Raw genomic sequence first — 25,024 nt, 5'->3', positions numbered from 1 at the left:
CGCGATGCATCGCGTGAGCGCACATTAGCGCATACGCTCAGAAGAACGCGCCAGTGGGCGGCAGTTGGCCGGTCAGCAGGTTTTGTCCGAGCAGGCGCTCCTTGTAGAGGCGCGGATTGTGCGAAGCGATAACCTTGATGTTCCGCCAGTGCCGGTCAAGCGCGCCACCGCGCGAGACGGCCGAGCCCGAGCCGAGATCGATGAGCCAGCTCGCGATCTGCGGGGCGAGATCGTCGATCACGACTTTGGCTTCGGCGGCCGCAAGCGTGGCGGCGAGCGTCGTCTCGTATTCGTCGGGCGTGTCGTAGGTATCCCACGCGCGCTGCAAGGCCTCGACCGCGCGGTCCGCGGTCGCTTCGACGCTCGCCGCGTATGCACGAATACGGCCGAGCAGTGACTGCAGAACGGGTTCGTCGGTGGGATGCGTGGCATCGCCGTGGTAGAAGTTGCGTCCCCGCGCACGCAGCACGTCGACCGCGTCCAACACGATACGCCGTGCGATGCCGGCAATGCAGTTGGTCAGATAGACCTGGTGGAACGTGAAGCCCCAAGGCGGGGCCTCATCGGATCTCGGCGGATCGGTGGGATAAACCTGCGCGGCGGGTACCGTCACGTCGTGAAAGTGCGCCGTGCCGGAAGCGGTCAGCCGCTGACCGAAACCATCCCAGTCATCGCCGTCGCTGACGCCAGTGTCGCGGTCCAGCACGTATTGCACGGTGCGGCTCGCGCGACTCTCCACAGCAAGGCCGATGAATGCGTCGCTATAGAGGTTCCCCGTCGCGTAGACCTTCTTGCCCGAGCCGATGTAGACCTCGCGGGACGCGTCCCATTCGAGCCGGCTCAACACCCTGGTGGGACGCGCACCGGCCGCTGTCACATCGGTTTCGACGAAGCTGAGCCCGACGGTTTTCTTTTGTGCGCAGAGTTCCAGCACACGCGCGTGGAACGGATGTTCGCGCCGCCTGAGCGCGGCTTCGACTTGCCATAAGTGATTGCGAAACACATGGGCGATGTTCGAATCCGCCGCGGCCACATCGCGCGCGACGACGAAGAGTTCGCGCAGCGACAGGCCATGCCCTCCCGCTTCGGCGGGAAGACGCAGCGCGCCGAAACCGTGCGCCTTGAGCTTCGCGATCTCTTCATGTGGCGGGCGATGAGCCAGTTCGCGCTGCGTGGCTGTCGCGGCAATATCCTCGATGATCCGCGCGAAGCCGAGGCGCGCGGACAACGGTGACACGAGCGTCGGTCCGGCGCTCGCGAGGTTCGTGCTATCAGACATGATGGTGACGTTTCTCGAATCAGACCTTGATGCTGTAATCCGCCACCTTGATGCGCGAGTGGATGATCTTACGTTCCGCGAGCCAGTCAGCCGCGCGCTGAAACTGCGCAATGAACGCGGCATCGTCGGGTTCATGGAACTGATTCACGCGCCGCAGGCTCGCCAGATAGTCACGCACCTGGTCCGGGTATTTGGCTTCGCGCTGCGACAGACGTTCGGCTTCGTCGGCGTGCGTGGATTGCCACGCGCCTTCGACGTTGTATGCGTCGATGACCGCGCGGATCAGTTCGGAGTTCTCCTCGGTGAATTTGCGGCGCGTCACGAGCGAACTGTAGTCGATCAGGAAGTCCAGATCGCGGCCTTCGTTGAAAATGTCCTTGGCGTCGTTCGAGAAGCGCGCGATATCGACCCCCGGCGACCACATCGACCACGCGTCGATCTTGCCTTGCGCGAAAGCCGGCGCGGCATCGGGCGGATTCAGATAGACGAACTCGACCTTGTCGCGAGCGACGCGATTCTTCTCCAGTGCCGCGATCAGCAGGAACTCGCCGAGCCCGGAACGATTGACGGCGACTTTACGGCCCGCGAGATCCGCGACCGAATTGATACCGCTCGACTTCTTCACGATGATGGCCGTCGAGCGGGGCGAATAGACGTCGAACGCGTTGAACACAATCGGCGAACCGGCGAGCATTGCCGCCAGCGCGGGCGTCGTCGATCCCCAGAAGCCGAAGTCCGCGCTGCCGCCTACCACGGCCTGAATCGAGGGCGCGTGGTTCGGAAAAGGGCCAACCCATTCGACCTTGATGCCTTTCGCAGCCAGGTCTTTTTCGAACGCGCCGCGTTGTTTGGCGATGTCGGGCAGGCTGCCGTATCCCCAGCCGATGCGCACCGTATCGGTATTGCGCGTGAGCTTGCGCGTCTCGGCCGCTCGCGCCGGGAAGAGGCTATTGGCGGCGACGCCGGCCAGCAGGCCGCCCGCCGCTCGCAATAATTGGCGGCGGCTCAGCGAAGAATCGTTCATCCTTGCAGGTCCTTCTGTTTGTGGGGAAAGCGGTCAGTGAGTTCGAACGCCCAGCTCCGCGAGCAGGGTAGGCCGCAGTGCTTGCGACGGGTGGTTTTTGGGCCGGAATGAAGCCGCGATACGTCCCGCGCGCATGACGAGAATCCTGTCGGCGAGCGTGAGCGCTTCGTCGACGTCGTGCGTGACGATCAGCACGCCGGGTCGATGGAGCGCGACGAGTTCCTTGACGAGTCCGTGCATTCTGATGCGCGTCAGTGCGTCGAGGGCTGCGAACGGCTCGTCGAGCAGCAGCAATACGGGATCGCGCACCAGCGCCCGGGCGAGCGCCACGCGCTGGGCCTGACCGCCCGACAGATTGCGTGGCCAGTCGTCCTCGCGGCCGGCGAGTCCGACCTCGGCGAGCGCACGCGCCGCACCGGTTCTGCCGACGGCATTTTCGTGGCCGAGCGCGACGTTTTCCCACAACGTCGCCCACGGCAACAGGCGATGCTCCTGGAACACGACTGAAGGCCGTTCGGGCGCATCGATCGTCCCCACGTCGGGGAGATCGAGTCCCGCCAGCGCACGCAGCAGCGTGGTCTTGCCGCAGCCGCTTTCACCCAGCAGCGCGACGAATTCACCCTTATGAATGTCGAGGTCCAGTGCGTCGATGACGATCCGGCTGCCATAGCGTCGTTGCAGTCCACGGGCCGAGACGGCCAGTGTCGATGGGACGACACGCTCGGTGTCGCGCGCTCGGGCAACCTGATCGTGGGAAAGAGTGAGGCTTGGCGTCATTTGCGCGCTCCGGTGCCGTAATTTGCGTGCCACGACAGAAAGCGCGCTTCGAGCACGCGCACGAGAGCATCCGCGACGACGCCGATGACTGCGTAGATGATCATGGTGAGCACAATGACATTGGTGTCGAGGAATTCGCGGGCATCCATGGCGAGAAAGCCGATGCCTTTAGTCGTCGCGAGCGTTTCGGCGATGACCAATGCAAGCCACGCGTGGGCGAGTGCATAGCGCACGCCTGTGAGGATCGACGGCATCGCGCCGGGAACAATGATTCGACGCACGATCGCGCCGCGGTTCAGTCCGATCACCGCGGCGAGCTCCATCAGCTTGGGATCGATCTGCCGGATACCGAGCATCGTGTTGACATAGATCGGGAAGAAGACTGCGAGCGCGACGAGAAAGATCTTCGCCACTTCGCCCACGCCGAACCAGACGATCACGAGCGGCAACATCGCAAGGAACGGAATCGCGCGCACCATCTGGATCGGACGGTCGAGGAGTGCCTGCGTAAGCGGCGAAAAGCCGACGGCGATGCCCAGCGCGAGGCCGATCGTTGCGCCGATCGCGAAGCCCGCCGCGGCACGCAGCAGTGAAACGCCGAGATGAACGAAGAGGTCGCCGTTTCTCGCCAGCGTCACGGCGGTTTCGAAAACGCGGCTCGGGGCCGGAAGCACCTGTGGTGCGATCAGGCCGAAACGCGCGGCGGTTTCCCATAGCAGCACGACAATTGCCGGGATGGTCCAGGATAGCCATCTGTACGCTACGTTTTTCGATATGCGCGTGCTGGGCGATCGCGAAGCGACATAGCTGTTGCGGGTAGAAGTCAGTTCGGCCATATCATTTCCGTTTCAGCCGTGAAAAAAGAGCTATTGCAGTCAGGAGTCGCTGAATCACCACTCGGCAACGCGCAATCGCTCCAGCGCAGAACATCTGCAGTCTGGATCCGGTTGAAGCTTCGAGCGGACGTGTCTCGATGAACAGTCGTGTTAATGCGGTGATGCGCCACATGAAACGGCGCTCGGATGTTGTCGGTGCCTTACGACGACGAGTTAGCTATTAAAAGCCGTTAGCCTATGCGGTGACAAACGCTTTTTTGTGCTTTGCTTTTCACTGATTACATGCCGCGTATTCGGTCGTCACCATCGGTCGCGGGAGGGCAACGTATCCGCTATCGTGCGGCATGGCAATAAAGCGCGTATCTTGCGTGCTATCCCCAACTCGTGTCGTTGCCCATGAAATCGAATCATTATCAGAAGAAACATTCGCTATCACGCACCGTTTGCATTGTCACGGCATCAGCCGTGGTGATGATGACTGGCTGTACCACGCAATCACGCACGCCTGCCGCTGATTCGCAGGCCGTGCCGGTCGGCGCGGTGTCGCTCGATGCCGCGGTTGACGGCGCACAACGCGGCGAACGGGCGAAGGCGCGTGACGTGTATCGTCATCCGAAGGAAACGCTACAGTTCTTCCAGCTTGCTCCGACGCAGACTGTGCTGGAGATTGCACCCGGTGGCGGCTGGTACACCGATATCCTGGCGCCATATCTGCGCAACGCCGGACACCTGTACGAGGCGCAATACGTCAGCGTGTCCGCGCAACCGGATGCCGGCGAGCGCGCCGCCGATGCGGCTTTCGCGCACAAGCTCGCCGGCGCGCCTGCGTTCTATGGAAACGTCGTGGTTGGCACACTGCGCGCAGGCGAATTCACCGGCTTCGATGCCAACGAGCGCTTCGACCGCGTGCTGACCTTTCGCAACATCCATAACTGGATCAAGGACGGCCAGCTCGACGAGAATCTGCGCGGGTTCTATCGCGCGCTGAAACCCGGTGGCGAACTCGGCGTCGAAGAGCATCGGGCGCGGCCGGGCACGACCGTGCAGCAGATGATCGATAGCGGCTATGTGACCGAAGCGTTCGTGATCGCGCATGCGCAGGCGGCCGGTTTCGTCTTGGCGGCGCGCAGCGAAATCAATGCGAACCCGCGCGACACGAAGGATTATCCGCACGGCGTGTGGTCATTGCCGCCGACCTACGCAGGTGGCGATGCGGACCGCGCGCGTTATGCCGCGATCGGCGAATCGGATCGCATGACGTTGAGGTTCGTCAAGCCGTAGATATCGCACCGCGCTACTCTTCAAACCCCACCGCGTTCCGGCGCCTTAGCTGCACGACGTCGCGAAGCGGTGGCGCTCCAAACAGCCGGCTATATTCGCGGCTGAACTGCGACGGGCTGTCATACCCAACCCTGATCGCCACCGACCCGACATCACCGTGCTGCCCGAGCAACAATTTGCGAGCCTCGTGCAGCCGCAGTTGCTTCTGATACTGCAGCGGACTCAGCGTCGTGACGGTCTTGAAATGATGATGGAGCGACGACACGCTCATATTTACCTGCTGCGCCAGCAATTCCACCCGCAACAGCTCGGTGTAGTGATTCTGGATCCACTCGATTGCCCGCGCGATCCGGTATGTCTGGCTCCCGTTGACGGCGATCTGCCGCAGTCGCTTTCCCTGTTCGCCCGTCATCAGCCGGTAGAGCAATTCCTTCTCGATGAGGGGCGCGAGAACGGGAATGTCATCTGGAGTATCGAGCAATCGCACGAGCCGCAGCGCCGTATCGAAAACCGGTGCCGACAGCAAGCCTACGGCGATGCCTTCGCCCGCCGACACGGTATCCGGTTCCGGCAGATGCATTTGCGTCGCCAGTTCGACGATGCGCTGCGGATCGAGCGTGAATTTCACACAGAGGTAAGGCGCGTCGGGCGACGCCCGTGTCACCCGCGACATCACCGGCAAGTCGACGGACGTCACGAGACAATGCTGATGGTCGTACTCGTACGCCTGCCCCGCGACCACGACCCGCTTGGCGCCTTGCGCCGCGAACACGAACGCGGGGCTCGTCACGCCGCAGCCGAGATCCGTGGGGGCCGCGTACCGGTAGAAGCTCAGCGAAGGAATCGCCGTCTGATGCGCGCCGTCCCCCGGCGCAAAGCGGCTGATGAGCGCGGCGAGTTCGCGGCGTGCCGTTTCGCGCGACGCCGAAGGATCGAGCCTGGAAGAATTCGCTTTCATATGCATTGAACCCCGTTGACGGAATCGAGCATACCCAGCCGCTACCGGGTAGCCACCGCTGGCCTGTTCGATTTGCAGGATTGTTCAATAATTTTGCAGGATTGTGTAAGCGCAACGGCAGGCGGTCGGTCACACTGCCGCGTACACCCGGCGCCAAGTTCGGGCTTTCCCCACGGAGAGGTTCCATGTCCACATCGTTTGTCCTCAACGGCAAGAACATTACGCTCGATGCCGATCCTACTACGCCGCTGCTCTGGGCGATCCGCGAGAACGCCGGCCTGCACGGCACGAAGTTCGGCTGCGGCATGGCCCAATGCGGCGCCTGCACGGTTCATCTGGAAGGCGAAGCCACCCGTTCGTGCGTGCTGCCGCTCGCTGCCATCGCGGGCAAGCGCATCACGACCATCGAAGGCATCGAAAGCCGGCCCGCCAAAGCGGTTCAGGCCGCGTGGGTCAAACTGCAGGTCCCGCAGTGCGGCTACTGTCAGTCCGGACAGATCATGTCCGCGACGGCCTTGCTCGAACACAACGCCACGCCCACCGACGCCGACATCGACGCGGCAATGAACGGCAATCTCTGCCGCTGTGCGACCTATGTCCGCATTCGCGCAGCCATCCACGAAGCCGCCGCCACGCTGAAGGCCTGACCATGACGACCGATCTCGATCTTACGGATGCGGTACGCCCATCCCGCCGGACCTTTCTGAAAGCAGCCGGCTCCATCGCGGCAGTCGGGCTCATCGTCGGCTTCGAGTGGGCGGGCAGCGAGCGCCGCGCGCTTGCTGCGACGATGCCCGAGGCGACATTCGCACCCAATGCATTCCTGCGCGTCGCACCCGACAACAGCGTCACGGTCATCGCCAAGCATGTCGAGATGGGCCAGGGCGCGTACACCGGCATCGCGACGATCGTCGCGGAAGAGCTGGATGCGAACTGGCAGGACGTGCGTGTCGAAAGCGCGCCCGCCGATGCGAAGCGCTACGCGAATCTCGCGTTCGGCACGATTCAGGGCACGGGCGGCAGTTCGGCGATGGCCAACTCGTGGATGCAATTGCGCGATGCCGGCGCGAAAGCGCGCGCGATGCTGGTCTCGGCCGCCGCTACGCAGTGGAAGGTGCCGGCGTCCGAACTGACGACGCGTGACGGCAGCGTTCATCACGCGGCCACGAACCGGACCGCGACCTACGGCTCGCTCGCGTCGGCCGCCGCCCGCTTGCCGGTGCCGGATAAGGTCGCACTCAAATCGCCGAAAGATTTTCGTTTGATCGGCCATCCGTTGCCGCGTGTCGACGTGCCGCCGAAAACCAACGGCACAGCGCAGTTCACGCTCGACGTGACTTTTCCGGGCATGCTGGTCGCGCTGCTGCAGCGTCCGCCGCTCTTCGGTGCGACCGTCAAGTCATTCGATGCGTCGGCCGCGAAAGCCGTGCCGGGCGTCGTCTCGGTCGTGCAGGTACCGGGCGGTGTCGCGGTGGTCGCGAAAGGCTTCTGGGCGGCGAAGCAGGGTCGCGATGCGCTGAAGGTCGAATGGGACGATTCGAAGGCCGAAAAGCGCAGCTCCGACGCGATCATGACCGAGTACCGGCAACTCGCCGAGCAGTCCGGTGCATCTGCCCGCAAGGAAGGCGATGCGGCACAGGCGCTCGCGGGGGCGGCGAAAAAGGTTTCCGCTACTTACGCGTTCCCGTATCTCGCTCATGCGCCGATGGAGCCGCTCGACGCCGTCGTCAAGCTCACGGCTGACAGCTGCGAGATCTGGGCGGGCGACCAGTTCCAGACGGTCGATCAGGGCAACGCCGCGCACACGGCCGGGCTCGATCCGCAGCAGGTGAAGATTCACACGCTGTATGCGGGCGGCAGCTTCGGGCGGCGCGCGAATACGCAGTCGGACTATATCGTCGAGGCCGTGTCGATCGCGAAGGCGCTGGGTGCGAACGGCACACCGGTCAAGCTGCAGTGGACACGCGAGGACGATATCCACGGCGGCCTCTATCGGCCGATGTATTTCCACAAGCTCGACGCGGGTCTGAGCGCCGACGGCAAGCTCGTTGCCTGGCGACATCACATCGTCGGTCAGTCGATCCTTGCGGGCACACCGTTCGCCAGCGTGATGGTCAAAAACGGCATCGATGGGACGTCCGTCGAGGGGGCTGCTAACGTGGCCTATGCGATTCCGAACATCTCGGTCGAACTGACGACCACGCAGACCGGCGTGCCTGTGTTGTGGTGGCGGGTAGTGGGCAGCTCGCACACGGCATTCGCGGTCGAGGCATTCATCGACGAAGCCGCGCACGCCGCGGGCAAGGATCCGTTCGTCTTCCGCCGCGATCTGCTCGCCCACGAACCGCGCATGCGCGCCGTGCTCGAACTCGCCGCGGAGAAAGCGGGCTGGGATCCGGCCAAACCGTTGCCGCCAGGCCGCGGGCGCGGCATCGCGGTGGCCGAGGCGTTCAAGACGTTCGTCGCGCAGGTCGCGGAAGTGTCCGTCGACAAGGACGGTAACGTGAAAGTGGAACGCGTCGTTTGTGCGGTGGATTGCGGCACACCGATCAACCCCGACGTGATCGCCGCGCAGATGGAAGGCGGCATCGGCTTCGGTCTCGGCGCGGCGTTGCACAGCGCGATCACGCTGAAGGACGGCAAGGTCGAGCAGAACAACTTCGACAGCTACCAGGTGCTGCGGATTGCCGAAATGCCAAAGGTCGAAGTGCATATCGTGCAGTCCGGCGAAGCGCCTACCGGTGTCGGCGAGCCGGGGGTCGCGCCGGTCGGGCCGGCGGTCGCGAACGCGATTTTCGCAGCCACGGGCAAGCGGATTCATAGCTTGCCGTTTCCGGATGCGGCGGAAAAGAGCGCCTGACGGTCGTTTCTTCGGGATTGTTTGATGTGCGCCGTCCCCCGGCGGGGGACGGCGGCTTTAGTCGAGCGTTCTCAGACTGTTCAAAAACGGGCTACCTAAGTCCGAGAGAACCGTAGTTGCTTCGCGGGCTTCTCGTCGGGGTTTGAGACTACTTGCACTCCGTTTCGAACCAATGGTCGACCTGGCGCTGCGCCGCGTGTAAATCCTCTGGGTAGTCCGGGTCGTCGTGCCAGGGTGACGGGTTGTAGCCCGCTTTGCTCAGAGCCGAAAGCTCGCTTCGGCGTTGTGACTTCGTCCGAGGCGCGTTGCTTTTAGTTTCGGCCAGATCACGGCACTCGGTTTGGGTCAGATGTGGCCCGCTATGTGGCGTGCCGGCAGCGGCATATCCGGTCAGCAGAAGCGCCAACGCAGCAAGCGTCGAGCAGTTTTTCGTCAGCTTTTTCATAGCGCATCTCCAAGCGTCCGATTGGCGCAACGCAAGCGACGCGATGCCGCCGGCCGCGCATAACTTCCTTGACTATTTTGCCTTAGTCCTTCGGTCGATTTCACTCTGCGCCGAAGGCCGCTGCGCCCCGAATCGATCTCAACGCATGACGCTTCACGCCCCCGACGTTCCAGCCGCTACGTCTCGATCGTCACGCGATGCATCTCGCGCCGTTCACCGTGATAGTCGTTGATCGGCAGATGCTGCGTGCTGCGGTTGTCCCAGAACGTGACGGTGCCGGGTGCCCAGCGCACCCGGCACGTGAACGCGGCTTGCGTTGCGTGCTCGCATAGATAATCGATCAGCGGACGGCTTTCTTCCGGCGTCATGCCCTTGAAGTGCGTCACGTAAGTCGTATTCAGATACAGCAGTTTGCGGCCGGTCTCCGGATGCGTGAACAACACTGGATGCTCGCCGCGTTTGTTGACGAGCCGCATCGGTTCGAGCGGCCGGCCCGTCGCCGGATCGACTTCCGGCACGGGTGTTTCGTGGATCGCGGTCAGCGGCTCGAGCATCGCTTTCATGCCGTCGGACAGCGTCTCGTACGCCATATACATGTTCGCGAACAGCGTGTCGCCGCCCTTGCTCGGCGTCTCGATCGCGTAGAGAACGGAACCCAACACGGGCCGTTCGAGAAACGTCACGTCCGAATGCCACTTCTCGCCGAACACGCGGCGATCGTCCTTTTCCTTGACCACGCGCAGCACCTCGGGATGGCCGTCGAGCGGTTTCGCGAGGATGTATGGATGCACGTGCAACGGTCCGAATTGCCGCGCGAACTGTTTGTGCTGATCGAGCGTGAGCTTCTGGTCGCGAAACACGATCACCTGATAGTCGAACAGCGCGCGGCGTACCGCGGCGAGCGTGTCGGGCGGCAGCGGCGCCGATATGTCGATGTCGAGCAGTTCGGCGCCCAGCGCGCCGATAAGCGGTTTAATTTGCATCATTCGACTCCAGTACCGGGCCGTTCCGCCGTGTTGTCGAGACCGATATCGGCGGCATACGTTTGTCAGGTTCCAGCCGCAAGACGGCGGCGTTCGATCAGCCGATCGACGAAACGCGCTTGCGGAATCGTGATCGCGATGAAGATCACCGCCACCGTCGTCACGGTCGACAGGTTGAAATGGTTGCTCGCGATGATCTTTGCCTGATTGAACGCGTCCATCGAGCCGATCACGTTGACGAGCGCGGTGTCTTTCTGCAGGCTGATGAACTGGCTCAGCAGCGGCGGAATCATGCGGCGCACCGCTTGCGGTACGACGATAAAGCGCAGCGTCTGCAGATACGACAGACCGAGCGAGCGCGCGGCCGCGGTCTGGCTCCAGTGAATGCTCTCGATGCCGGCGCGATAGATTTCGGCGACATACGCGCTCGACGTCAGCGTCAGCGCGATGATCGCGAAAGACTCCGGCGACAGGTCCTTCAGCACCGGCAGTCCCGTCAGCGAAATGCCGAAACCGACCAGATAGATCGTGATGATCGCGGGCAGACCGCGGAACACGTCGATATACGTGACGGCCAGCACGCGGATCGGTCGCCAGGCGGAATCCGGCGCAATGCGCGCGATCGCCGCGATGAGTCCGACGATGAGCGCCAGCACTTCGGCGACCATGAAGATACGGATGTTGATCAGGAATGCCTTGCCGACCAGCGGGAACGTCTCCGACATCAGCGGCACCAGGAAGAACGTGCGGCTAACAGCCAGATCGTTGGCAATCAGAAACTGGATCAAACCGACCACGACCAGCAGCGACAGCGCGAGGCCGATCGACACCCAACGTTGATTGCGCGACGCCGAAGCGGCGGTGCGTGCGGCACCGAGATTGCCGGCGGCAACGTCGCGGCGCGACTGACGTGCGAGGAGCAGGCCACGTATGCCGGGCACGGCCGGATAAAGCGCAATGATGCCGAGCACTACTAGCAGCGCGTTGATGCCGGCGCTTTTGACGTCGACTGACGCGAGCGTCGCCTGCAGGTCGATCAGCGTGCGCCAGCTGCACGCCGCGACGGCAAGTGCGAAGACGAGCGTGACCCCCGCGCCTCGCGTAGAGTCCTTCGGCGGGGCGCGGAAATGCCAGAATCGCTCTTCACCTGCGGCTTCAAGCGCGAGGGGTTGCACTTGTTGCATGCGGCGATGTGTCCTTTATGGCTTGAAATAGGGGACTTTCGTCGGATCCTGGCCCCACGCGGCCGCGAGATATTTCTGGGCCAGCATCTTCAGCGTACCGTCATCCGTCATCGCCTGGATGATCTTGTTGAGGTTCGCTTCGTTAGATGAACCTTTAGGATAGATCGCACCGTATTTCTCGCCGGTCGAATATTGGCCGACCACTTTCATCGTGCCATGCGAATTGGCGGCCTGGCCAAGCGAATAGGCGGTGTCGGTCAGCACGACGTCGATCTGATTGGCGGCAAGTGCGGTGAACATGCCGGACGTGTCGGGGAATACCTTGACCGGTGTCGACGGCTTCAGCACGTTGGAGGCGAAAGTCTCTCCCGTCGTGCCCTGATGCACGCCGATCCGCATCGTGCGGATATTGCTGGCGGTAACCGGGTTCGAGGTCTTGACCAGCGCGCCGATGTCGGAATCGAAATAGGGCGTCGAGAAGTCGACCACCTTGGCGCGTTCCGGCGTGATCGATGCTTCGGATAACGCCAGGTCGTAGTCCTTGGTCTGGCCGGCAATCAGCGCATCCCACGACACGTTGCGCACGACGACCTTGTCGAGACCCGCACGCCATGCGATGTTGGCAGCCATGCAGTATTCGTAGCCGTCTTTCATCGATTCCGGTGTGTCGCCGTTCCACCAGCCTGGCGCGGGTAGCGAGACTTCCACGGTCAGCTGGCCGGGAATCGCCGGCTTGAGCGGCATCGAGCCTTTCTTGCCGGTCACGGCACAATTGCCATACGTCTGCGCATTGGCAGGCAATGCGGCGCACGCGAATGCCGTGCATGCGGCGAGCGCAACAAGCATCGAGGCCGTGCGCTGGCGACAACGATTATTCGGCATACTGGTCTCCTCCTTCGGTTGCCTCTGGACAACTTCCTGAATTGAACTAAGCGGTTTCAATCGTGGCGCTGCGGTTACGTCAAGTAGCATAGGAAGCGCAAAATCCAGCGGCCATTGGGAGTATTACTTATGTATAGACATTACGTTCAGCGATGCAATGATGGCGATAATGTGACCGTGAATACAGAGCTCATTCAAATGGACGTTGGAGCCAACTGGAATGAAGAGCGAGGTATCCCTACACCAGCGCATACGGGCCAACATCGAGCAGCGCATCCTGTCTGGCGAATGGGGACCTGGCTATCGTATTCCTTTCGAACATGAGTTGATGGTCGAATATGACTGCGCGCGGATGACGGTCAACAAGGCGTTATTCGCGCTGACACAGGCGGGCCTGATCGAGCGGCGCCGCCGCGTCGGCAGCTTCGTGCGCCGGCCGGCCGCACAATCCGCGGTTATCGCGATTCCGGATATCGAAGCCGAAATCGTCGCGCGCGGACAGCAATATCGCTACGAACTGCTCGCGAAGCGCAGGCGCCGCGCCACTAAACAGGACCGGGAACTGATGCGACTCGATGCCCGTGCCACGGTGCTCGCTGTGACATGCCTGCATTACGCGGATGCACGGCCCGCCGCACTCGAAGACCGGCGGATCGTGCTCGACGAAGTGCCGGCCGCGGAGCAGGTCGATTTTTCGGTCGTGCCTCCCGGGGGCTGGTTGCTGCGGCATATCCCGTGGCACGTTGCCGAGAATCAGATCACTGCGCTCAACGCACCCGACGACATCGCGACATTGCTCCAGATCGAGACGGGCAGCGCGTGTCTCGTCGTCGACCGGAAAACGTGGCGCATGGAAGCGCCAATCACCAGCGTGCGGCTGTGGTTCCCCGGCGATCTGCAGCGCCTGTTCGCGCGTTTCACGCCGGCCGGTGCGGCACCGCGCGCGCCCGGTTTCGATCAGGCCGGATAGTGCCCGGCGCGAACTCCCACAGCGATTGAAAGCTGCGCACCAATTCGATGCGCAGGGGCTGCCTAACGTCGCTAGGCTACAAAAAGGGAAGCAGCTAACTCGAAAGCTAGAGTTTTGTGCTTTCCGTACCCACGGCTCCCCATCCCAGGGATATCCCTTGGTTGTTCCGGCGGTAAGCCGCGCGTAACATCCACAGCCAGAAATGTTACCGGTAACTTGTATCGGCGAAGTTCGTCGGCGCGCGTGGAGGCGCATCGGCGCGCAACGGCATTTCCCACGAAAAAATACGCCGATGGAGATACGAATGACCGCTGTACCGTCCGCAAAAACGACCACCGCCACAACCACCGCGCGGTCCAACGAGTTCGAAGACCAGACCTACCGCAAGGTCGTGCGCCGGCTGCTGCCGATACTGCTGCTGTGCTATGTGGTCGCCTATCTGGATCGCGTGAACGTGGGCTTTGCAAAGTTGCAGATGCTCGACGATCTCGGCCTGTCCGACACGATGTACGCAATCGGCGCGAGCGTGTTTTTCTGGGGCTATTTCATCTTCGAAGTGCCCAGTAACGTGTTCCTGCATCGCTATGGCGCACGCTTCTGGATCGCGCGGATCATGTTTACGTGGGGGCTCGTTTCGATGGCGCTCGCGTTCGTCGAACCGCTCGCGCGCGTTGCGCACGTCGAGACCGCGACGATGTTCTACCTGCTGCGCTTCCTGCTCGGTATCTGCGAAGCGGGCTTTTTCCCCGGCGTGATTCTGTATCTGAACTACTGGTTTCCCGCGCAGCGGCAAAGCCGGGTGATGTCGGGTTTTCTGATCGCGATGCCGGTCAGCCTGATGCTCGGCGGCGTCGTGTCGGGCTGGCTGATGGACCATACATCCGGTCTGTTCGGCTACCAGGGCTGGCAGTGGATGCTGTTGATCGAAGGCGTGCCGTCGCTGTTGACCGCATTCGTCGTGTACTTTTCGCTCGATGACGGCATCGAAAAGGCGCGCTGGCTTACGCCGCAGGAGAAGAACCTGCTCGCGTCCAACCTGCAGCGTGAAAGCGTGCAAAAGACAAGGCGTTTCGCCTCGGCCGTGCGTGATCCGCGCGTATGGCTGCTGGTCGCGATCCTGCTCACCTTCAACACCGGCTTCTACGGCCTCGCGTTCTGGCTGCCGTCGATCATCAAGGCGACCGGCGTGCAGGACCCGCTGCATATCGGCCTGTTGACCGCGATTCCTTACGGCGTCGCCATCATCGCGACGCTCGCGAACGCCGCGCATTCGAAGAAAACCGGCGAGCGGCGCCTGCACGCGGCGATTCCTGCGTTGATTGGCGGAATCGGCCTGATCATGAGCGCGGCATTGGCGCATCATGTGGTATTGGCGATCACGTTTCTGACGATCGCGACCGCCGGCATCCTTGCATTGATGCCGATTTACTGGACGTTCCCCGGACAACTGCTGTCCGGCGCCGCGGCCGCGGCCGGTATCGCGATGATCAACGCGATCGGCAATCTGTCCGGCTTCACCGGTTCGATGATTACCGCGGTGGCGAAAAATCTGACCGGCGACATCAACAACGGTACGTACGCACTCGGTGCGTGTCTGCTGGTCAGTTGCGTGCTGATCCTGCTGGTGCCGCGCTCGATGCTGACGCGCAGCGTGTCGACTGACGCCGCGACGCCCGGTGCAGAGACCGCGCATGCAAAGCAGGACACCAGCAAGCACGCCGGGCACGCCAACGAAACCCTCACCACGACGGAGAGATAAGCATCATGTCAGCATCCACCCCGCGCCGGCTGCGCAGCCAGGAATGGTTCGACGATCCATCGCACGCGGATATGACGGCGCTGTACGTCGAGCGTTTCATGAACTACGGTCTGACGCGCGAAGAGCTGCAGTCGGGCCGGCCGATCATCGGCATCGCGCAGACGGGCAGCGACCTCGCGCCCTGCAACCGGCATCACATCGAACTCGCGGCGCGCACCAAGGCCGGTATTCGCGATGCGGGTGGTATTCCGATGGAGTTTCCGGTTCATCCGCTCGCCGAACAGAGCCGTCGGCCGACCGCCGCGCTCGACCGCAATCTAGCCTATCTCGGGCTCGTCGAAATTCTGCACGGCTTTCCGCTCGACGGCGTGGTGCTGACCACCGGCTGCGACAAGACCACGCCCGCCTGCCTGATGGCCGCGGCCACCGTCGATATGCCGGCGATCGTGCTGTCCGGCGGTCCGATGCTGGACGGCTGGCACGACGGCAAGCGAGTCGGCTCGGGCACGGTGATCTGGCATGCACGCAATCTGCTCGCGGCCGGCGAGATCGACTACGAAGGTTTCATGGAGCTGACTACGGCGTCGTCGCCGTCGATCGGCCACTGCAACACGATGGGTACCGCGCTGTCGATGAACAGCCTCGCCGAAGCGCTCGGCATGTCGCTGCCCGGCTGCGCGAGCATTCCTGCGGCCTATCGCGAGCGCGGCCAGATGGCGTACGCGACCGGTAAGCGCATCGTCGATCTGGTGCGCGAGGATGTGCGGCCGTCGAAGATCATGACGAAGGAAGCGTTTGAAAACGCGATCGTCGTCGCGTCGGCGCTCGGCGCATCGACCAATTGCCCGCCGCATCTGATTGCGATTGCGCGGCATATGGGCGTCGAGTTGAGTCTCGCCGACTGGCAGCGCGTCGGCGAAGCGGTGCCGCTGATCGTCAACTGCATGCCGGCGGGCGAATATCTCGGCGAGAGTTTTCACCGCGCGGGCGGCGTGCCGGCGGTGATGCGCGAACTGGCGAAAGGCGGTCTCGTGCATGAGCAATGCTTGACCGTGTCGGGCCGCACGATGGGCGAAATCGCAGCCGATGCACCCAAGCCGGATCGCGAAGTGATCAAGACGACCGACGATCCGCTCAAGCACGGCGCCGGTTTCATGGTGCTGTCGGGCAACTTCTTCGATAGCGCGATCATGAAGATGTCGGTGGTCGGCGAAGCATTCCGCAAGACCTACCTGAGCGAGCCCGGCGCGGAAAACACCTTCGAGGCACGCGCGATCGTGTTCGATGGTCCGGAGGACTATCACGCGCGCATCAACGATCCGTCGCTCGAAATCGACGAGCATTGCATTCTGGTGATTCGCGGCACCGGCACGGTCGGCTATCCGGGCAGCGCCGAGGTCGTCAACATGGCGCCGCCCGCGGCATTGGTGCGCCAGGGCATCACGTCGCTGCCGACGCTCGGTGACGGCCGCCAGAGCGGCACGTCCGCGAGTCCGTCGATTCTGAACATGTCGCCGGAAGCGGCGGTGGGTGGTGGCCTCGCATTGCTGCGCACGAACGACCGCATTCGGGTCGATCTGAATGCGCGCAGCGTCAACGTGCTGGTCGATGAAGCGGAACTCGAACGGCGCCGCGAGACCGTGCACTTCGAGATTCCGCCTGCGCAAACGCCATGGCAGGAGCTGTATCGCAAGACGGTTGGGCAGCTTTCGACCGGTGGCTGTCTCGAACCGGCGACGCTTTATCTGAAGGTGATTGCCGAGCGCGGCAATCCACGGCATTCGCACTGATATGCGCTGATTTGCACTGATACGCAGAAAGCAAGGCCGGGTTTCGCGAGTGGTGATACTCGACGCGAAGCCCGGCCTTTCCCGTTTCCCTAACTTCCCCAGAGAGCCATCTCCATGTCCGCAACTTCTCCATCCAGTTTCCTTCCGGACGACCTCGACCGCGCGCTGCTCGTCGGCCGCGTGTGGCGCAAGACCGAGCAGCACGAGGGGCCGTGCGTGGTCGCCGTGCGCAACGGCGAAGTGTTCGACATCACCGCGAGCGTGCCGACCACCGCCGACCTGTTCGAACGCGACGATGCCGCGCAGCTCGCGCGCACCGCGCCGGGCGTGTCGCTCGGGTCGGTTGCGCAACTGATCGAAGCGAACCTGCCGGCGTCGGTTGCGGCGGCGGCGCCGGCTGTGCGTCTGCTCGCGCCGTGCGACGTGCAGGCGATCAAGGCCTGCGGCGTCACGTTCGCGGTGAGCCTGATCGAGCGTGTGATCGAGGAACAGGCGGGCGGCGATCCGGCGAAGGCGAAGGAAGTACGCGAGACGATCGCATCGACGATCGGCACCGATCTGTCGAAGATCAAGCCGGGCTCGGAAGAGGCGATGAAGCTGAAGGCGGAACTCGAACGGCGCGATGCGTGGTCGCAATACATGGAAGTCGGCATTGGCCCGGACGCCGAAGTATTTTCGAAGTCGCAGCCGATGTCGGCGGTCGGCTTCGGCGCGGACGTCGGCCTGCTCGCCGCGTCGGTGTGGAACAACCCGGAGCCGGAGATCGTGCTCGCGGTGAATAGCCGCGGCGGCATCGTCGGCGCGACGCTCGGCAACGACGTGAATCTGCGCGATATCGAAGGCCGCTCGGCGCTGCTGCTCGGCAAGTGCAAGGACAACAACGGCTCGTGCGCGATCGGCCCGTTCGTGCGGCTGTTCGACGATACGTTCTCGCTCGATTCGGTGCGTAGCGCGAGCGTGGCGCTGCGCGTCGAAGGCGCCGACGACGACTTCGTGCTCGACGGCGTCAGTCACATGAGCGAGATCAGCCGCGACCCGGCCGACCTCGTCGCGCAAACCTGCGGCCGGCATCATCAGTACCCGGACGGCTTCATGCTGTTCCTCGGCACGATGTTCTCGCCGATCAAAGATCGCGACGCACCCGGCGGCGGCTTCACGCACCATCTCGGCGACCGCGTGACGATCTCGACGCCGCAGCTCGGCGCGCTGACCAACACCGTGCGTCTGTCCACTGAAATCGAACCGTGGACGTTCGGCGTGCGCGCGCTGTACCGCAACCTCGCCGCGCGTGGTCTGCTGGTTGCTGGGTAACAGTGGTGGTGTGGCCGCCTCGTATCGACCGCGATGAAATTTGATTGGAGAAACAGCACATGAGCCAGTTTGCAAACTACATCGACGGACAGTGGGTGGACGGCGCAAGCGTCTCCCGCAACGTCAATCCTTCGAATCTCGACGACGTGGTCGGCGAATTCGCACAGGCCGATGCCGAGCAGACGCAACGCGCGATCAGCGCGGCGCGTAAAGCGTTCGCGCAGTGGTCGTTGTCGACACCGCAACAGCGTTTCGACGTGCTCGACCAGGCGGCCACCACGATCCTCGCGCGCAAGGCCGAGCTTGGCCGGCTGCTCGCGCGTGAAGAGGGCAAGACGCTGCCGGAGGCGATCGGCGAAGTCGGCCGCGCCGGGCAGATCTTCAAGTTCTTCGCCGGTGAAGCACTGCGGCTTGGTGGCGAAAGCGTGCCGTCGGTGCGGCCGGGCATGACCGTCGAAATGACGCGCGAGCCGATTGGCGTGGTCGGCCTGATTACGCCGTGGAATTTCCCGATCGCGATTCCGGCGTGGAAGATCGCGCCGGCACTCGCGTACGGCAACACGGTCGTGATCAAGCCGGCCGATCTGGTGCCGGCGAGTACGTGGGAGCTGGTCAAGATCATCGCCGACGCGGGCGCGCCGGCGGGCGTCATCAATCTCGTGATGGGACGCGGTTCGGTGGTCGGCGAGGCGCTGGTGAATTCGCCGGACGTCGACGCGGTGAGCTTCACCGGATCGGTCTCGACTGGCCGCGCGATCGGCGCGAAATGCTTTGCGTCGGGCAAGAAGTTTCAGCTGGAGATGGGCGGCAAGAACCCGATGGTCGTGCTCGACGACGCCGACCTCGACGTCGCGATCGAAGCGTGCCTCAACGGTGCGTTCTATTCGACGGGCCAGCGTTGTACGGCGTCGAGCCGGCTGATCGTGACCGAAGGGATTTACGACCGCTTCATCGACGGGATGAAGGCGCGCATGCGGGCGCTGAAGATCGGCGATGCGCTCGCGGACGGCACGCACATCGGCCCGGTCGTTGACGACAAGCAGTTGCAGCAGGACGAGCGTTATCTCGCGATTGCGCGGGAAGAAGGCGGCACGGTGTTCGGCGGCGAGCGCGTCGAGGGCGCGACACAGGGTTACTTCCTCGCGCCGGCATTGGTCACGGACACGACGCCGGCCATGCGTATCAATCGCGAAGAAGTGTTCGGCCCGGTGGCCTCGGTGATCAAGGTCAAGGATTACCACGAGGCGCTCGCGGTCGCCAACGATACTGAGTTCGGTTTGTCGGCCGGTATCTGCACGACGTCGCTGAATTACGCGAGCCATTTCCGCCGTCATGCGCAGGCCGGCATGGTGATGGTCAACACCGCGACGGCGGGCGTCGATTATCACGTGCCGTTCGGCGGCCGCAAGGGTTCGAGCTACGGTCCGCGCGAGCAGGGCAGCTACGCACGCGAGTTCTATACGACGGTGAAGACCGCGTATATCAACGCGGGCGCGGTTTGATCAGGTGACGCCGTAAACGGAACTGGCCCGCCATCGCAATCAACCGCGGTGGCAGGCCAGAAGGGGAAGCTGCTGAAGCACTACGGCAGGAGTGCCCCAGCAGGTACAGCTACAACAACAGCAACTTCTTGCTACTTTCCAACCCACTTCTAACTACCAACTAACCCGACAGCTTATTCAGCTGCGTGACCTTCTTGCGACGAACCGCTGGTGACACCGCCGACTGCGCTGTTTTGCGCCGCGATGCGAGCTTCGGCAGCCTGGATGTTGCCCGGATATTCATTCGGGTTCGAACGCGCCGGGTTGTAACCGGCCTTTTCCACCTGGATCAGCTCTGCGCGCACTTGCGCGCGGGTCAACGGCTGGTTCGATTGTTGGGCGAAAACAGCAACCGGAGCGGCAAGGGTAGCAGCGATAACGACGGCTTGAATGAGCGATTTCATGATTACTACCTCCAGATTTTGTCTTGTTTGGCTGCGAATTCGTTTGTCTGCAGCAGTGATGACAGTCTAGGGGGCACGAGAACTAGGGTAAATACCTAATTAACGAAATCACTGTTTCTGAAACTAAAACAATATTGAGATAGGCCGCGCGTGACGTGTTGTTTTTGGCAGCGATCGGCGATGCTGCCGGCGACGTTGCATAGGGTGCACGTGGATCATCCGGCCGCAGAGAAGCAGGCCTGAACGATCAGCAGCAAACCGCCGCCAAGGGCCGCGGCGCCGACCATCCGGGCAATGCGCGCGCCGTTCGGTGAAAACCGCTCGGCGGTGATCGCGGCCGTCACGACGGCCATCATCCGCAGGTCCATCATGCCGACGACCAGCAACATCGCCGTCAATCCCGCGCAGCAGCAGCCACAGTGGATGCCGATGCGCACGCCGTGTCGCCACGCGGCGGCGGCGTTTGCGGCGACGCGCGGCGTTGCCCGGCAGCAGGCAAGGTGACGCGCTTTCCACGCGCTCAACTGAAGCGCGCCGGCCAGCAGCACGACCACACCGGCCGCGAGCGGAACCGCGCGCGCAAGCGCTTGCGATCGCAACTCGAACGTCGTGAGCGCGGCGCCCAGCGCGAAGACCGCGACGCCGCCCGCGATCCATACGACCCAATACCCGAGCGCAACCCGCAACGTCAGCAACGCGAGTTGCGTCGAGTGCACTTGCGAGCCGACCGCGTCGCGATAGCGCGCCAGCATCTGCGTGAGCGACGGCAGCATCATCGCCGCCATCATCACGATCCACATGCCGGCAAACGATAGCGCCACGCGCGCCCAGCTTCGCCCGCAGGTCGGCATCCAGAGCATCGACATCGACCAGCCGCCGGGCATCGGCAGCTCGCCCATTGCCGACATCGACAGGCTTTGCGCGAGTGTCGCCGCGACGCTCGCGGCGAACAGCACCATGCAGATGCCGGCAAACGCCAGCCCGGAAACGCTTGCGCGCCGTGGGGCTGCCGGTTTGCCGCCCGCGCGGACGGCCCGTGCGAGCGCGTTCATCACCGCTCGTACTCGTCGTGACGGCGCCACCAGATGCCCGTCTCGTTGCGCCCCTTCGGCGCGCGATCGAGCCACTGATACATGCCCCACAGCCCGTCCACGCCGCGCGCATAGGTCGAATACGTGTGATAGACGACGCCGTCTTCGATCACGAACGCGCTCATGCCGGGGCGATCGCGCGAATAGGTGGCCGCGTCGGTGCCGCAGGTCGCCGCGAACTGCGCGACGGGCTCCGGCGCGGGCGTCACGTCCATCGCGTGGCTATTGCGCGCGTAGTTGTATTCGATGTCGCCGTTGCGCTGCTGTTCTTCGCTGAACGACACGTTGAAGTCGAAGTTGAAGTCGCCGTCCGCCGACGATGCCCACGGAAACGTCCATCCCATCCGCTGTCTGTACGCCTGCAGCTTCGCGAGTGGCGCGCGCGACACCGCCATCAGCATCACGTCGTGCTGCGCGAGATGCACGGCGAAGCCGTCGAAGCCATCCGCGAGCGCGGAGCACGACGGGCAGCCCGCCTTGTAGTCGGGGCCGAACATGAAGTGATAGACGAGCAGTTGCGAGCGTCCGCGAAACAGGTCGGCGAGCGTCGCGCCGCCTGCTTCGGTATCGAAGCGATAGGTCTTGTCCACGCGCACCCACGGCAGTGCCTGACGTTGCTGCGCGAGCTCGTCGCCGCGTCGCGTGTAGGCCTTTTCGGCGTCGAGCAGTGCACGTCGCGCGGCGAGCCACTCGTCGCGTGTTCCGGTCGTATGTGTCGTCATTTCGGGTCCCTCCAGGGAGTTGTCCGTGCCGCTTAACGTACGGCTGCTACGGCGCCGGATGCGGTTGATGGTCGTGCTAGATTAGTGCTGGGCATCGGACGGGCGGGAGTGACAAGTGTGGCGGGATTCGCTGGACGGAGTGACGTGTCGCCTGATGACGCGCAACGCAACGGCGCGCGCTTTGCGGCTGCGTCGTGCGAGGAATCGCACGCGATGGACGCTTTGATCGCCGCGGCGGCGCGCGCACTTTCAGCGGGCGATCCGCTCGGCGCGCTCGATCGCGTCGCGTTGCGCGCCGACGCGCCGGCGCTCGCGTTGCGTGGCATTGCGATGGCGCAACTCGGCGATTTCGTGCGCGCGAAGGCGCTGGTGCGTGACGCCGCGAGCGCGTTCGGCGCAAAGGAGCCGGTGGCGCGCGCAAGGTGCGTGGTTGCCGAGGCCGAGATTGCGCTGGCGTCGCGCGATCTCGCGTGGCCGGCCAGGGCGCTCGATGCCGCGATCGCCGTGCTCGATGCGCATGGCGACCGCGTCAACGCCGCGCATGCGCGCTATCTGCAGGTGCGGCGTCTGTTGCTGGTCGGCCGTCTCGACGACGCCGAGCGACGGCTTGCCGCGCTCGGTCCTCTGCCGTTGCCGCCCGCGTTGCGGGCTGCGCACGAACTGGTCGTCGCGGGCGTCGCGTTGCGGCGTCTGCGCAGCAAAGCCGCGCGCGCCGCGCTGGCGCGGGCCGAACGCGCGGCACGCGAAGCGGCAATTCCGGCGTTGATCGCGGAGATCGAAAGCGCGTTGCTCGTGCTCGACAAGCCGGCGGCGCGCGTCATCGCGCATGGCGAGGAAAGGCTGATCGTGCTCGACGAAGTCGAGAAGCTACTCGCATCAAACTCCACATCGAAGCCGGCATCGAATCTGGCTCAAAGTCTGCTGATCGTCGATGCGTGCCGCTACGCGATCCGCGATACCCATGCGACGGTGGCGCTCGCGAGCCGGCCTGTTCTTTTCACACTCGCCCGCATGCTCGGCGAGGCCTGGCCCGACGACGTGCCGCGCGACACCCTGGTCGCGCGCGCGTTCCGCGCCAAACATGCGGACGAATCGCATCGCGCGCGCCTGCGGGTCGAAATCGGGCGCCTGCGCAGCGCGCTCGGCACACTGGCCGGCATCGGCGCGACGAAGCGCGGCTTTGCACTGGAGCCGCGTCACGCGCGCGACGTGATCGTGCTGGCGCCGCCTGTCGAAGGCGAGCATGCGGCGCTGCTCGCGTTTCTCGCCGACGGCGAATCGTGGTCTAGTTCGGCGCTGGCGCTCGTGCTCGGCGCGAGCCAGCGCACGGTGCAGCGTTCGCTCGACGCACTCGCCGCCGCGGGCAAGGTGCAGCCGGTCGGCCAGGGCCGCGCGCGTCGCTGGATGACGCCGCCGGTCGCCGGATTCGCGACGGCATTGTTACTCCCCGCTCCGTTCCCCCCATGATTAGGATGGCAACCATGAACATGAACCGATCAGCCGCCAGAATCATCCGCGAATATGGGCCCTTTACGGGTGTCGACAAAGTGCATGGCGTCACGTACGACGGCCGCCACGTGTGGATCGCGACCGGCGAGCGGCTGGACGCGATCGATCCGGCCAGTGGCGAGACGCTGCGCTCGATCGCCGTGCCGGCCGACGCGGGCACGGCCTTCGACGGCCAGCACCTGTTCCAGATCGCGCACGGGCGCATCCAGAAGATTGATCCGGCGAGCGGCCGCGTTCTGTCGACGATCCCCGCGCCTGGCAATGGCGGCGACTCGGGCCTCACATGGGCCGAAGGCTCGCTGTGGGTCGGCCAATATCCGGAGCGCAAGATCTATCAGGTCGATCCCGCCACCGGCGCGGTGCTGCGCACGATCGAATCCAATCGCTTCGTGACCGGTATTACGTGGGTCGACGGCGAACTATGGCATGGCACCTGGGAAAAGGACGAGAGCGAGCTAAGGCACATCGACCCGCGCACCGGCGACGTGCTCGAAAGTGTCGAGATGCCGGCGGGGACCGGCATCTCCGGGCTCGAATCCAACGGCGCGGATCTGTTTTTCTGCGGAGGCGGCGGCAGCGGTCTGGTTAGGGCCGTCGAGCGGCCCGCACGAGCGGCCGGGCAGCGCAGCGGATCGGAGTCACCGGTCGGCTCGACGAGCGAGTGAACCGGCGCGCGGGGTGAATGAAAGACGAGTGGCAGATGAGCGGCGGATAAGCTGAAGCTCGGCGTCCGCGGCGTTCAGGCGCTCACACGCCGAGCACCCGCGTATCGATCTTCGCAATCCGTTTCACGTGGCGGGCCGCGGAAAAAATGTCGGCCCCCGAGTAAAGGATCGGCGCGCCGTCGGCCGCGCTCAACGGCTCGCCGCCGCACTCGTAGGCAACAATCGCCTGTTCGCCGATGGGCGTATTGAACAGTTCGCGCCACGAGAAGGTGACCGCGTAACCATCGTGCGCACTCGCGACGAAGATCGTGCGCTTGAAATCTCCGGTGGCGGCGTTGCGCAGGCCGGCCGCCGTGATCAATTCCTTCAGCAGCACGCCACGGTAGCCGGCGACCGTGCGAATCAAACGCCGCGTCGTAAAACAGCGCAGATCGAACGGATCGACGAGCACGCTGCCGAGCTGCTCGAGATCGTCGAGCGACACGGACATCGGCCGCAACACCTCGCCGGTCAGTAAAACCGCGCCGTCATGTTGCGCTTCGCGCGCAATGCTCACCACCTGACTCAACCCCATTTCCGTCCTCCCGCTTCGAGCGTCAGCGATTGCCGCTTCGCTGTAGTCGCGTGTATATTACGCCGCGATTGCCTGCCCAAGCACGCAGTTCCCTTCGATATCGCTCATATCGTTCCGCTTATTCGCGCGCCGGCACGTCCGGGATGAGCCGATGCAAGGGATTTCCACTCAGTGCGCGG

General features: G+C 63.8%; 23 protein-coding genes. 10 read left to right on the top strand and 13 right to left on the bottom strand.

Translation table 11 applies throughout. From position 1 onward, the window contains the following. Positions 1-37: 37 nt before the first annotated feature. Genes L0U82_RS32880 through L0U82_RS32865 form a run of 4 tightly spaced genes read right to left on the bottom strand, consistent with a single transcriptional unit; the run spans position 38 to position 3,916 of the window. A complete protein-coding gene (locus L0U82_RS32880) occupies positions 38-1,279 on the bottom strand; it encodes an acyl-CoA dehydrogenase family protein (protein ID WP_233837680.1) in 1,242 nt (413 codons plus the stop codon). A gap of 19 nt (positions 1,280-1,298) precedes the next feature. Beyond that, the gene (locus L0U82_RS32875; protein ID WP_233837678.1) at positions 1,299-2,303 is read right to left on the bottom strand and encodes an NrtA/SsuA/CpmA family ABC transporter substrate-binding protein; all 1,005 of its coding nucleotides are present in this window, start codon (positions 2,301-2,303) and stop codon (positions 1,299-1,301) included. A gap of 33 nt (positions 2,304-2,336) precedes the next feature. Beyond that, entirely contained in the window at positions 2,337-3,080 is a 744-nt protein-coding gene (locus L0U82_RS32870) for an ABC transporter ATP-binding protein (RefSeq protein ID WP_233837676.1), read from the bottom strand. Beyond that, the gene (locus tag L0U82_RS32865) at positions 3,077-3,916 is read right to left on the bottom strand and encodes an ABC transporter permease (protein ID WP_233837674.1); all 840 of its coding nucleotides are present in this window, start codon (positions 3,914-3,916) and stop codon (positions 3,077-3,079) included. Before L0U82_RS32865 ends, L0U82_RS32870 begins: the two co-directional genes overlap by 4 nt. 471 nt (positions 3,917-4,387) lie before the next feature. Here L0U82_RS32865 and L0U82_RS32860 point away from each other — a divergent pair, with 471 nt between their 5' ends. Then, complete coding sequence (locus L0U82_RS32860; RefSeq protein ID WP_233837672.1) at positions 4,388-5,197, top strand: class I SAM-dependent methyltransferase; 810 nt, start codon at positions 4,388-4,390, stop codon at positions 5,195-5,197. Positions 5,198-5,210: 13 nt separating this feature from the next. On the opposite strand, the gene L0U82_RS32855 is transcribed toward L0U82_RS32860, so the two are convergent. Further along, on the bottom strand, positions 5,211-6,155 hold the full coding sequence (locus tag L0U82_RS32855) for an AraC family transcriptional regulator (protein WP_233837670.1): 945 nt from the start codon (positions 6,153-6,155) through the stop codon (positions 5,211-5,213). Between the two features lie 185 nt (positions 6,156-6,340). Between L0U82_RS32855 and L0U82_RS32850 the strand changes: the two genes are divergently transcribed. Both L0U82_RS32850 and L0U82_RS32845 read left to right on the top strand, forming a co-directional pair. Continuing rightward, positions 6,341-6,802: a (2Fe-2S)-binding protein gene (locus L0U82_RS32850; protein WP_233837667.1), complete on the top strand. Its 462-nt coding sequence runs from the start codon at positions 6,341-6,343 to the stop codon at positions 6,800-6,802. Positions 6,803-6,804: 2 nt separating this feature from the next. Next, positions 6,805-9,015 (top strand): xanthine dehydrogenase family protein molybdopterin-binding subunit, encoded by a 2,211-nt coding sequence (locus L0U82_RS32845; RefSeq protein ID WP_233837665.1) that lies wholly within the window; start codon positions 6,805-6,807, stop codon positions 9,013-9,015. Between the two features lie 148 nt (positions 9,016-9,163). On the opposite strand, the gene L0U82_RS32840 is transcribed toward L0U82_RS32845, so the two are convergent. The 4 genes from L0U82_RS32840 to L0U82_RS32825 all read right to left on the bottom strand — a co-directional run bounded on the left by L0U82_RS32840 (position 9,164) and on the right by L0U82_RS32825 (position 12,509). After that, positions 9,164-9,460: a DUF4148 domain-containing protein gene (locus tag L0U82_RS32840; RefSeq protein ID WP_233837664.1), complete on the bottom strand. Its 297-nt coding sequence runs from the start codon at positions 9,458-9,460 to the stop codon at positions 9,164-9,166. 176 nt (positions 9,461-9,636) lie between these two features. Further along, positions 9,637-10,443, bottom strand: coding sequence for a TauD/TfdA dioxygenase family protein (locus L0U82_RS32835; RefSeq protein ID WP_233837663.1), 807 nt, complete (start codon positions 10,441-10,443; stop codon positions 9,637-9,639). A 65-nt stretch (positions 10,444-10,508) separates the two neighbouring features. Beyond that, a complete protein-coding gene (locus L0U82_RS32830; protein ID WP_233837662.1) occupies positions 10,509-11,627 on the bottom strand; it encodes an amino acid ABC transporter permease in 1,119 nt (372 codons plus the stop codon). Between the two features lie 15 nt (positions 11,628-11,642). Then, positions 11,643-12,509, bottom strand: a complete 867-nt coding sequence (locus L0U82_RS32825; protein ID WP_233837661.1) for an ABC transporter substrate-binding protein — start codon at positions 12,507-12,509, stop codon at positions 11,643-11,645. Between the two features lie 220 nt (positions 12,510-12,729). Here L0U82_RS32825 and hutC point away from each other — a divergent pair, with 220 nt between their 5' ends. The 5 genes from hutC to L0U82_RS32800 all read left to right on the top strand — a co-directional run bounded on the left by hutC (position 12,730) and on the right by L0U82_RS32800 (position 19,841). Further along, positions 12,730-13,479 carry a histidine utilization repressor gene (gene hutC, locus L0U82_RS32820; RefSeq protein ID WP_233837660.1) on the top strand — a complete coding sequence of 250 codons (750 nt, stop codon included), beginning with the start codon at positions 12,730-12,732 and terminating at the stop codon, positions 13,477-13,479. 304 nt (positions 13,480-13,783) lie between these two features. Beyond that, on the top strand, positions 13,784-15,238 hold the full coding sequence (locus L0U82_RS32815) for an MFS transporter (RefSeq protein WP_233837659.1): 1,455 nt from the start codon (positions 13,784-13,786) through the stop codon (positions 15,236-15,238). Between the two features lie 5 nt (positions 15,239-15,243). After that, positions 15,244-17,028 carry an IlvD/Edd family dehydratase gene (locus L0U82_RS32810; RefSeq protein ID WP_233837657.1) on the top strand — a complete coding sequence of 595 codons (1,785 nt, stop codon included), beginning with the start codon at positions 15,244-15,246 and terminating at the stop codon, positions 17,026-17,028. Positions 17,029-17,142: 114 nt separating this feature from the next. Next, complete coding sequence (locus L0U82_RS32805; protein WP_233837656.1) at positions 17,143-18,339, top strand: fumarylacetoacetate hydrolase family protein; 1,197 nt, start codon at positions 17,143-17,145, stop codon at positions 18,337-18,339. A 59-nt stretch (positions 18,340-18,398) separates the two neighbouring features. Next, positions 18,399-19,841, top strand: a complete 1,443-nt coding sequence (locus L0U82_RS32800; RefSeq protein WP_233837655.1) for an aldehyde dehydrogenase family protein — start codon at positions 18,399-18,401, stop codon at positions 19,839-19,841. Between the two features lie 173 nt (positions 19,842-20,014). Here the strand turns inward: L0U82_RS32800 and L0U82_RS32795 are convergent, their stop codons facing one another. From L0U82_RS32795 to L0U82_RS32785, 3 genes are all read right to left on the bottom strand, one after another. After that, complete coding sequence (locus tag L0U82_RS32795; RefSeq protein WP_233837654.1) at positions 20,015-20,284, bottom strand: DUF4148 domain-containing protein; 270 nt, start codon at positions 20,282-20,284, stop codon at positions 20,015-20,017. 215 nt (positions 20,285-20,499) lie between these two features. Continuing rightward, the gene (locus L0U82_RS32790; RefSeq protein ID WP_233837653.1) at positions 20,500-21,336 is read right to left on the bottom strand and encodes a DUF2182 domain-containing protein; all 837 of its coding nucleotides are present in this window, start codon (positions 21,334-21,336) and stop codon (positions 20,500-20,502) included. Next, positions 21,336-22,097, bottom strand: a complete 762-nt coding sequence (locus L0U82_RS32785; RefSeq protein WP_233837652.1) for a DUF899 domain-containing protein — start codon at positions 22,095-22,097, stop codon at positions 21,336-21,338. Before L0U82_RS32785 ends, L0U82_RS32790 begins: the two co-directional genes overlap by 1 nt. 213 nt (positions 22,098-22,310) lie before the next feature. On the opposite strand from L0U82_RS32785, the gene L0U82_RS32780 reads away from it, so the two are divergent. Then, on the top strand, positions 22,311-23,564 hold the full coding sequence (locus L0U82_RS32780) for a helix-turn-helix domain-containing protein (RefSeq protein ID WP_233837651.1): 1,254 nt from the start codon (positions 22,311-22,313) through the stop codon (positions 23,562-23,564). Positions 23,565-23,584: 20 nt separating this feature from the next. Then, positions 23,585-24,271 (top strand): Vgb family protein, encoded by a 687-nt coding sequence (locus L0U82_RS32775; protein WP_233839286.1) that lies wholly within the window; start codon positions 23,585-23,587, stop codon positions 24,269-24,271. Between the two features lie 82 nt (positions 24,272-24,353). On the opposite strand, the gene L0U82_RS32770 is transcribed toward L0U82_RS32775, so the two are convergent. Further along, entirely contained in the window at positions 24,354-24,845 is a 492-nt protein-coding gene (locus L0U82_RS32770) for a molybdopterin-dependent oxidoreductase (RefSeq protein WP_233837650.1), read from the bottom strand. Between the last annotated feature and the right edge of the window lie 179 nt (positions 24,846-25,024).

The sequence above is a fragment of the Paraburkholderia sp. ZP32-5 genome (genome assembly GCF_021390495.1).
GTDB lineage: Bacteria > Pseudomonadota > Gammaproteobacteria > Burkholderiales > Burkholderiaceae > Paraburkholderia.
The sequence above is the reverse complement of the archived record's forward strand: the minus strand, read 5'-3'. Positions and strand labels throughout refer to the sequence as shown.

Excerpts from the sequence above, each read along its gene's own strand:
- L0U82_RS32805 (WP_233837656.1), top strand. The coding sequence starts at position 17,143 with ATGTCCGCAACTTCTCCATCCAGTTTCCTTCCGGACGACCTCGACCGC.
- L0U82_RS32880 (WP_233837680.1), bottom strand. The coding sequence starts at position 1,279 with ATGTCTGATAGCACGAACCTCGCGAGCGCCGGACCGACGCTCGTGTCA.
- L0U82_RS32810 (WP_233837657.1), top strand. The coding sequence starts at position 15,244 with ATGTCAGCATCCACCCCGCGCCGGCTGCGCAGCCAGGAATGGTTCGAC.
- L0U82_RS32875 (WP_233837678.1), bottom strand. The coding sequence starts at position 2,303 with ATGAACGATTCTTCGCTGAGCCGCCGCCAATTATTGCGAGCGGCGGGC.
- L0U82_RS32850 (WP_233837667.1), top strand. The coding sequence starts at position 6,341 with ATGTCCACATCGTTTGTCCTCAACGGCAAGAACATTACGCTCGATGCC.
- L0U82_RS32840 (WP_233837664.1), bottom strand. The coding sequence starts at position 9,460 with ATGAAAAAGCTGACGAAAAACTGCTCGACGCTTGCTGCGTTGGCGCTT.
- L0U82_RS32795 (WP_233837654.1), bottom strand. The coding sequence starts at position 20,284 with ATGAAATCGCTCATTCAAGCCGTCGTTATCGCTGCTACCCTTGCCGCT.
- L0U82_RS32865 (WP_233837674.1), bottom strand. The coding sequence starts at position 3,916 with ATGGCCGAACTGACTTCTACCCGCAACAGCTATGTCGCTTCGCGATCG.
- L0U82_RS32830 (WP_233837662.1), bottom strand. The coding sequence starts at position 11,627 with ATGCAACAAGTGCAACCCCTCGCGCTTGAAGCCGCAGGTGAAGAGCGA.
- L0U82_RS32835 (WP_233837663.1), bottom strand. The coding sequence starts at position 10,443 with ATGCAAATTAAACCGCTTATCGGCGCGCTGGGCGCCGAACTGCTCGAC.
- L0U82_RS32855 (WP_233837670.1), bottom strand. The coding sequence starts at position 6,155 with ATGAAAGCGAATTCTTCCAGGCTCGATCCTTCGGCGTCGCGCGAAACG.
- L0U82_RS32770 (WP_233837650.1), bottom strand. The coding sequence starts at position 24,845 with ATGGGGTTGAGTCAGGTGGTGAGCATTGCGCGCGAAGCGCAACATGAC.
- L0U82_RS32775 (WP_233839286.1), top strand. The coding sequence starts at position 23,585 with ATGAACCGATCAGCCGCCAGAATCATCCGCGAATATGGGCCCTTTACG.
- L0U82_RS32780 (WP_233837651.1), top strand. The coding sequence starts at position 22,311 with ATGGACGCTTTGATCGCCGCGGCGGCGCGCGCACTTTCAGCGGGCGAT.
- L0U82_RS32870 (WP_233837676.1), bottom strand. The coding sequence starts at position 3,080 with ATGACGCCAAGCCTCACTCTTTCCCACGATCAGGTTGCCCGAGCGCGC.
- hutC (WP_233837660.1), top strand. The coding sequence starts at position 12,730 with ATGAAGAGCGAGGTATCCCTACACCAGCGCATACGGGCCAACATCGAG.
- L0U82_RS32785 (WP_233837652.1), bottom strand. The coding sequence starts at position 22,097 with ATGACGACACATACGACCGGAACACGCGACGAGTGGCTCGCCGCGCGA.
- L0U82_RS32790 (WP_233837653.1), bottom strand. The coding sequence starts at position 21,336 with ATGAACGCGCTCGCACGGGCCGTCCGCGCGGGCGGCAAACCGGCAGCC.
- L0U82_RS32845 (WP_233837665.1), top strand. The coding sequence starts at position 6,805 with ATGACGACCGATCTCGATCTTACGGATGCGGTACGCCCATCCCGCCGG.
- L0U82_RS32860 (WP_233837672.1), top strand. The coding sequence starts at position 4,388 with ATGATGACTGGCTGTACCACGCAATCACGCACGCCTGCCGCTGATTCG.
- L0U82_RS32800 (WP_233837655.1), top strand. The coding sequence starts at position 18,399 with ATGAGCCAGTTTGCAAACTACATCGACGGACAGTGGGTGGACGGCGCA.
- L0U82_RS32825 (WP_233837661.1), bottom strand. The coding sequence starts at position 12,509 with ATGCCGAATAATCGTTGTCGCCAGCGCACGGCCTCGATGCTTGTTGCG.
- L0U82_RS32815 (WP_233837659.1), top strand. The coding sequence starts at position 13,784 with ATGACCGCTGTACCGTCCGCAAAAACGACCACCGCCACAACCACCGCG.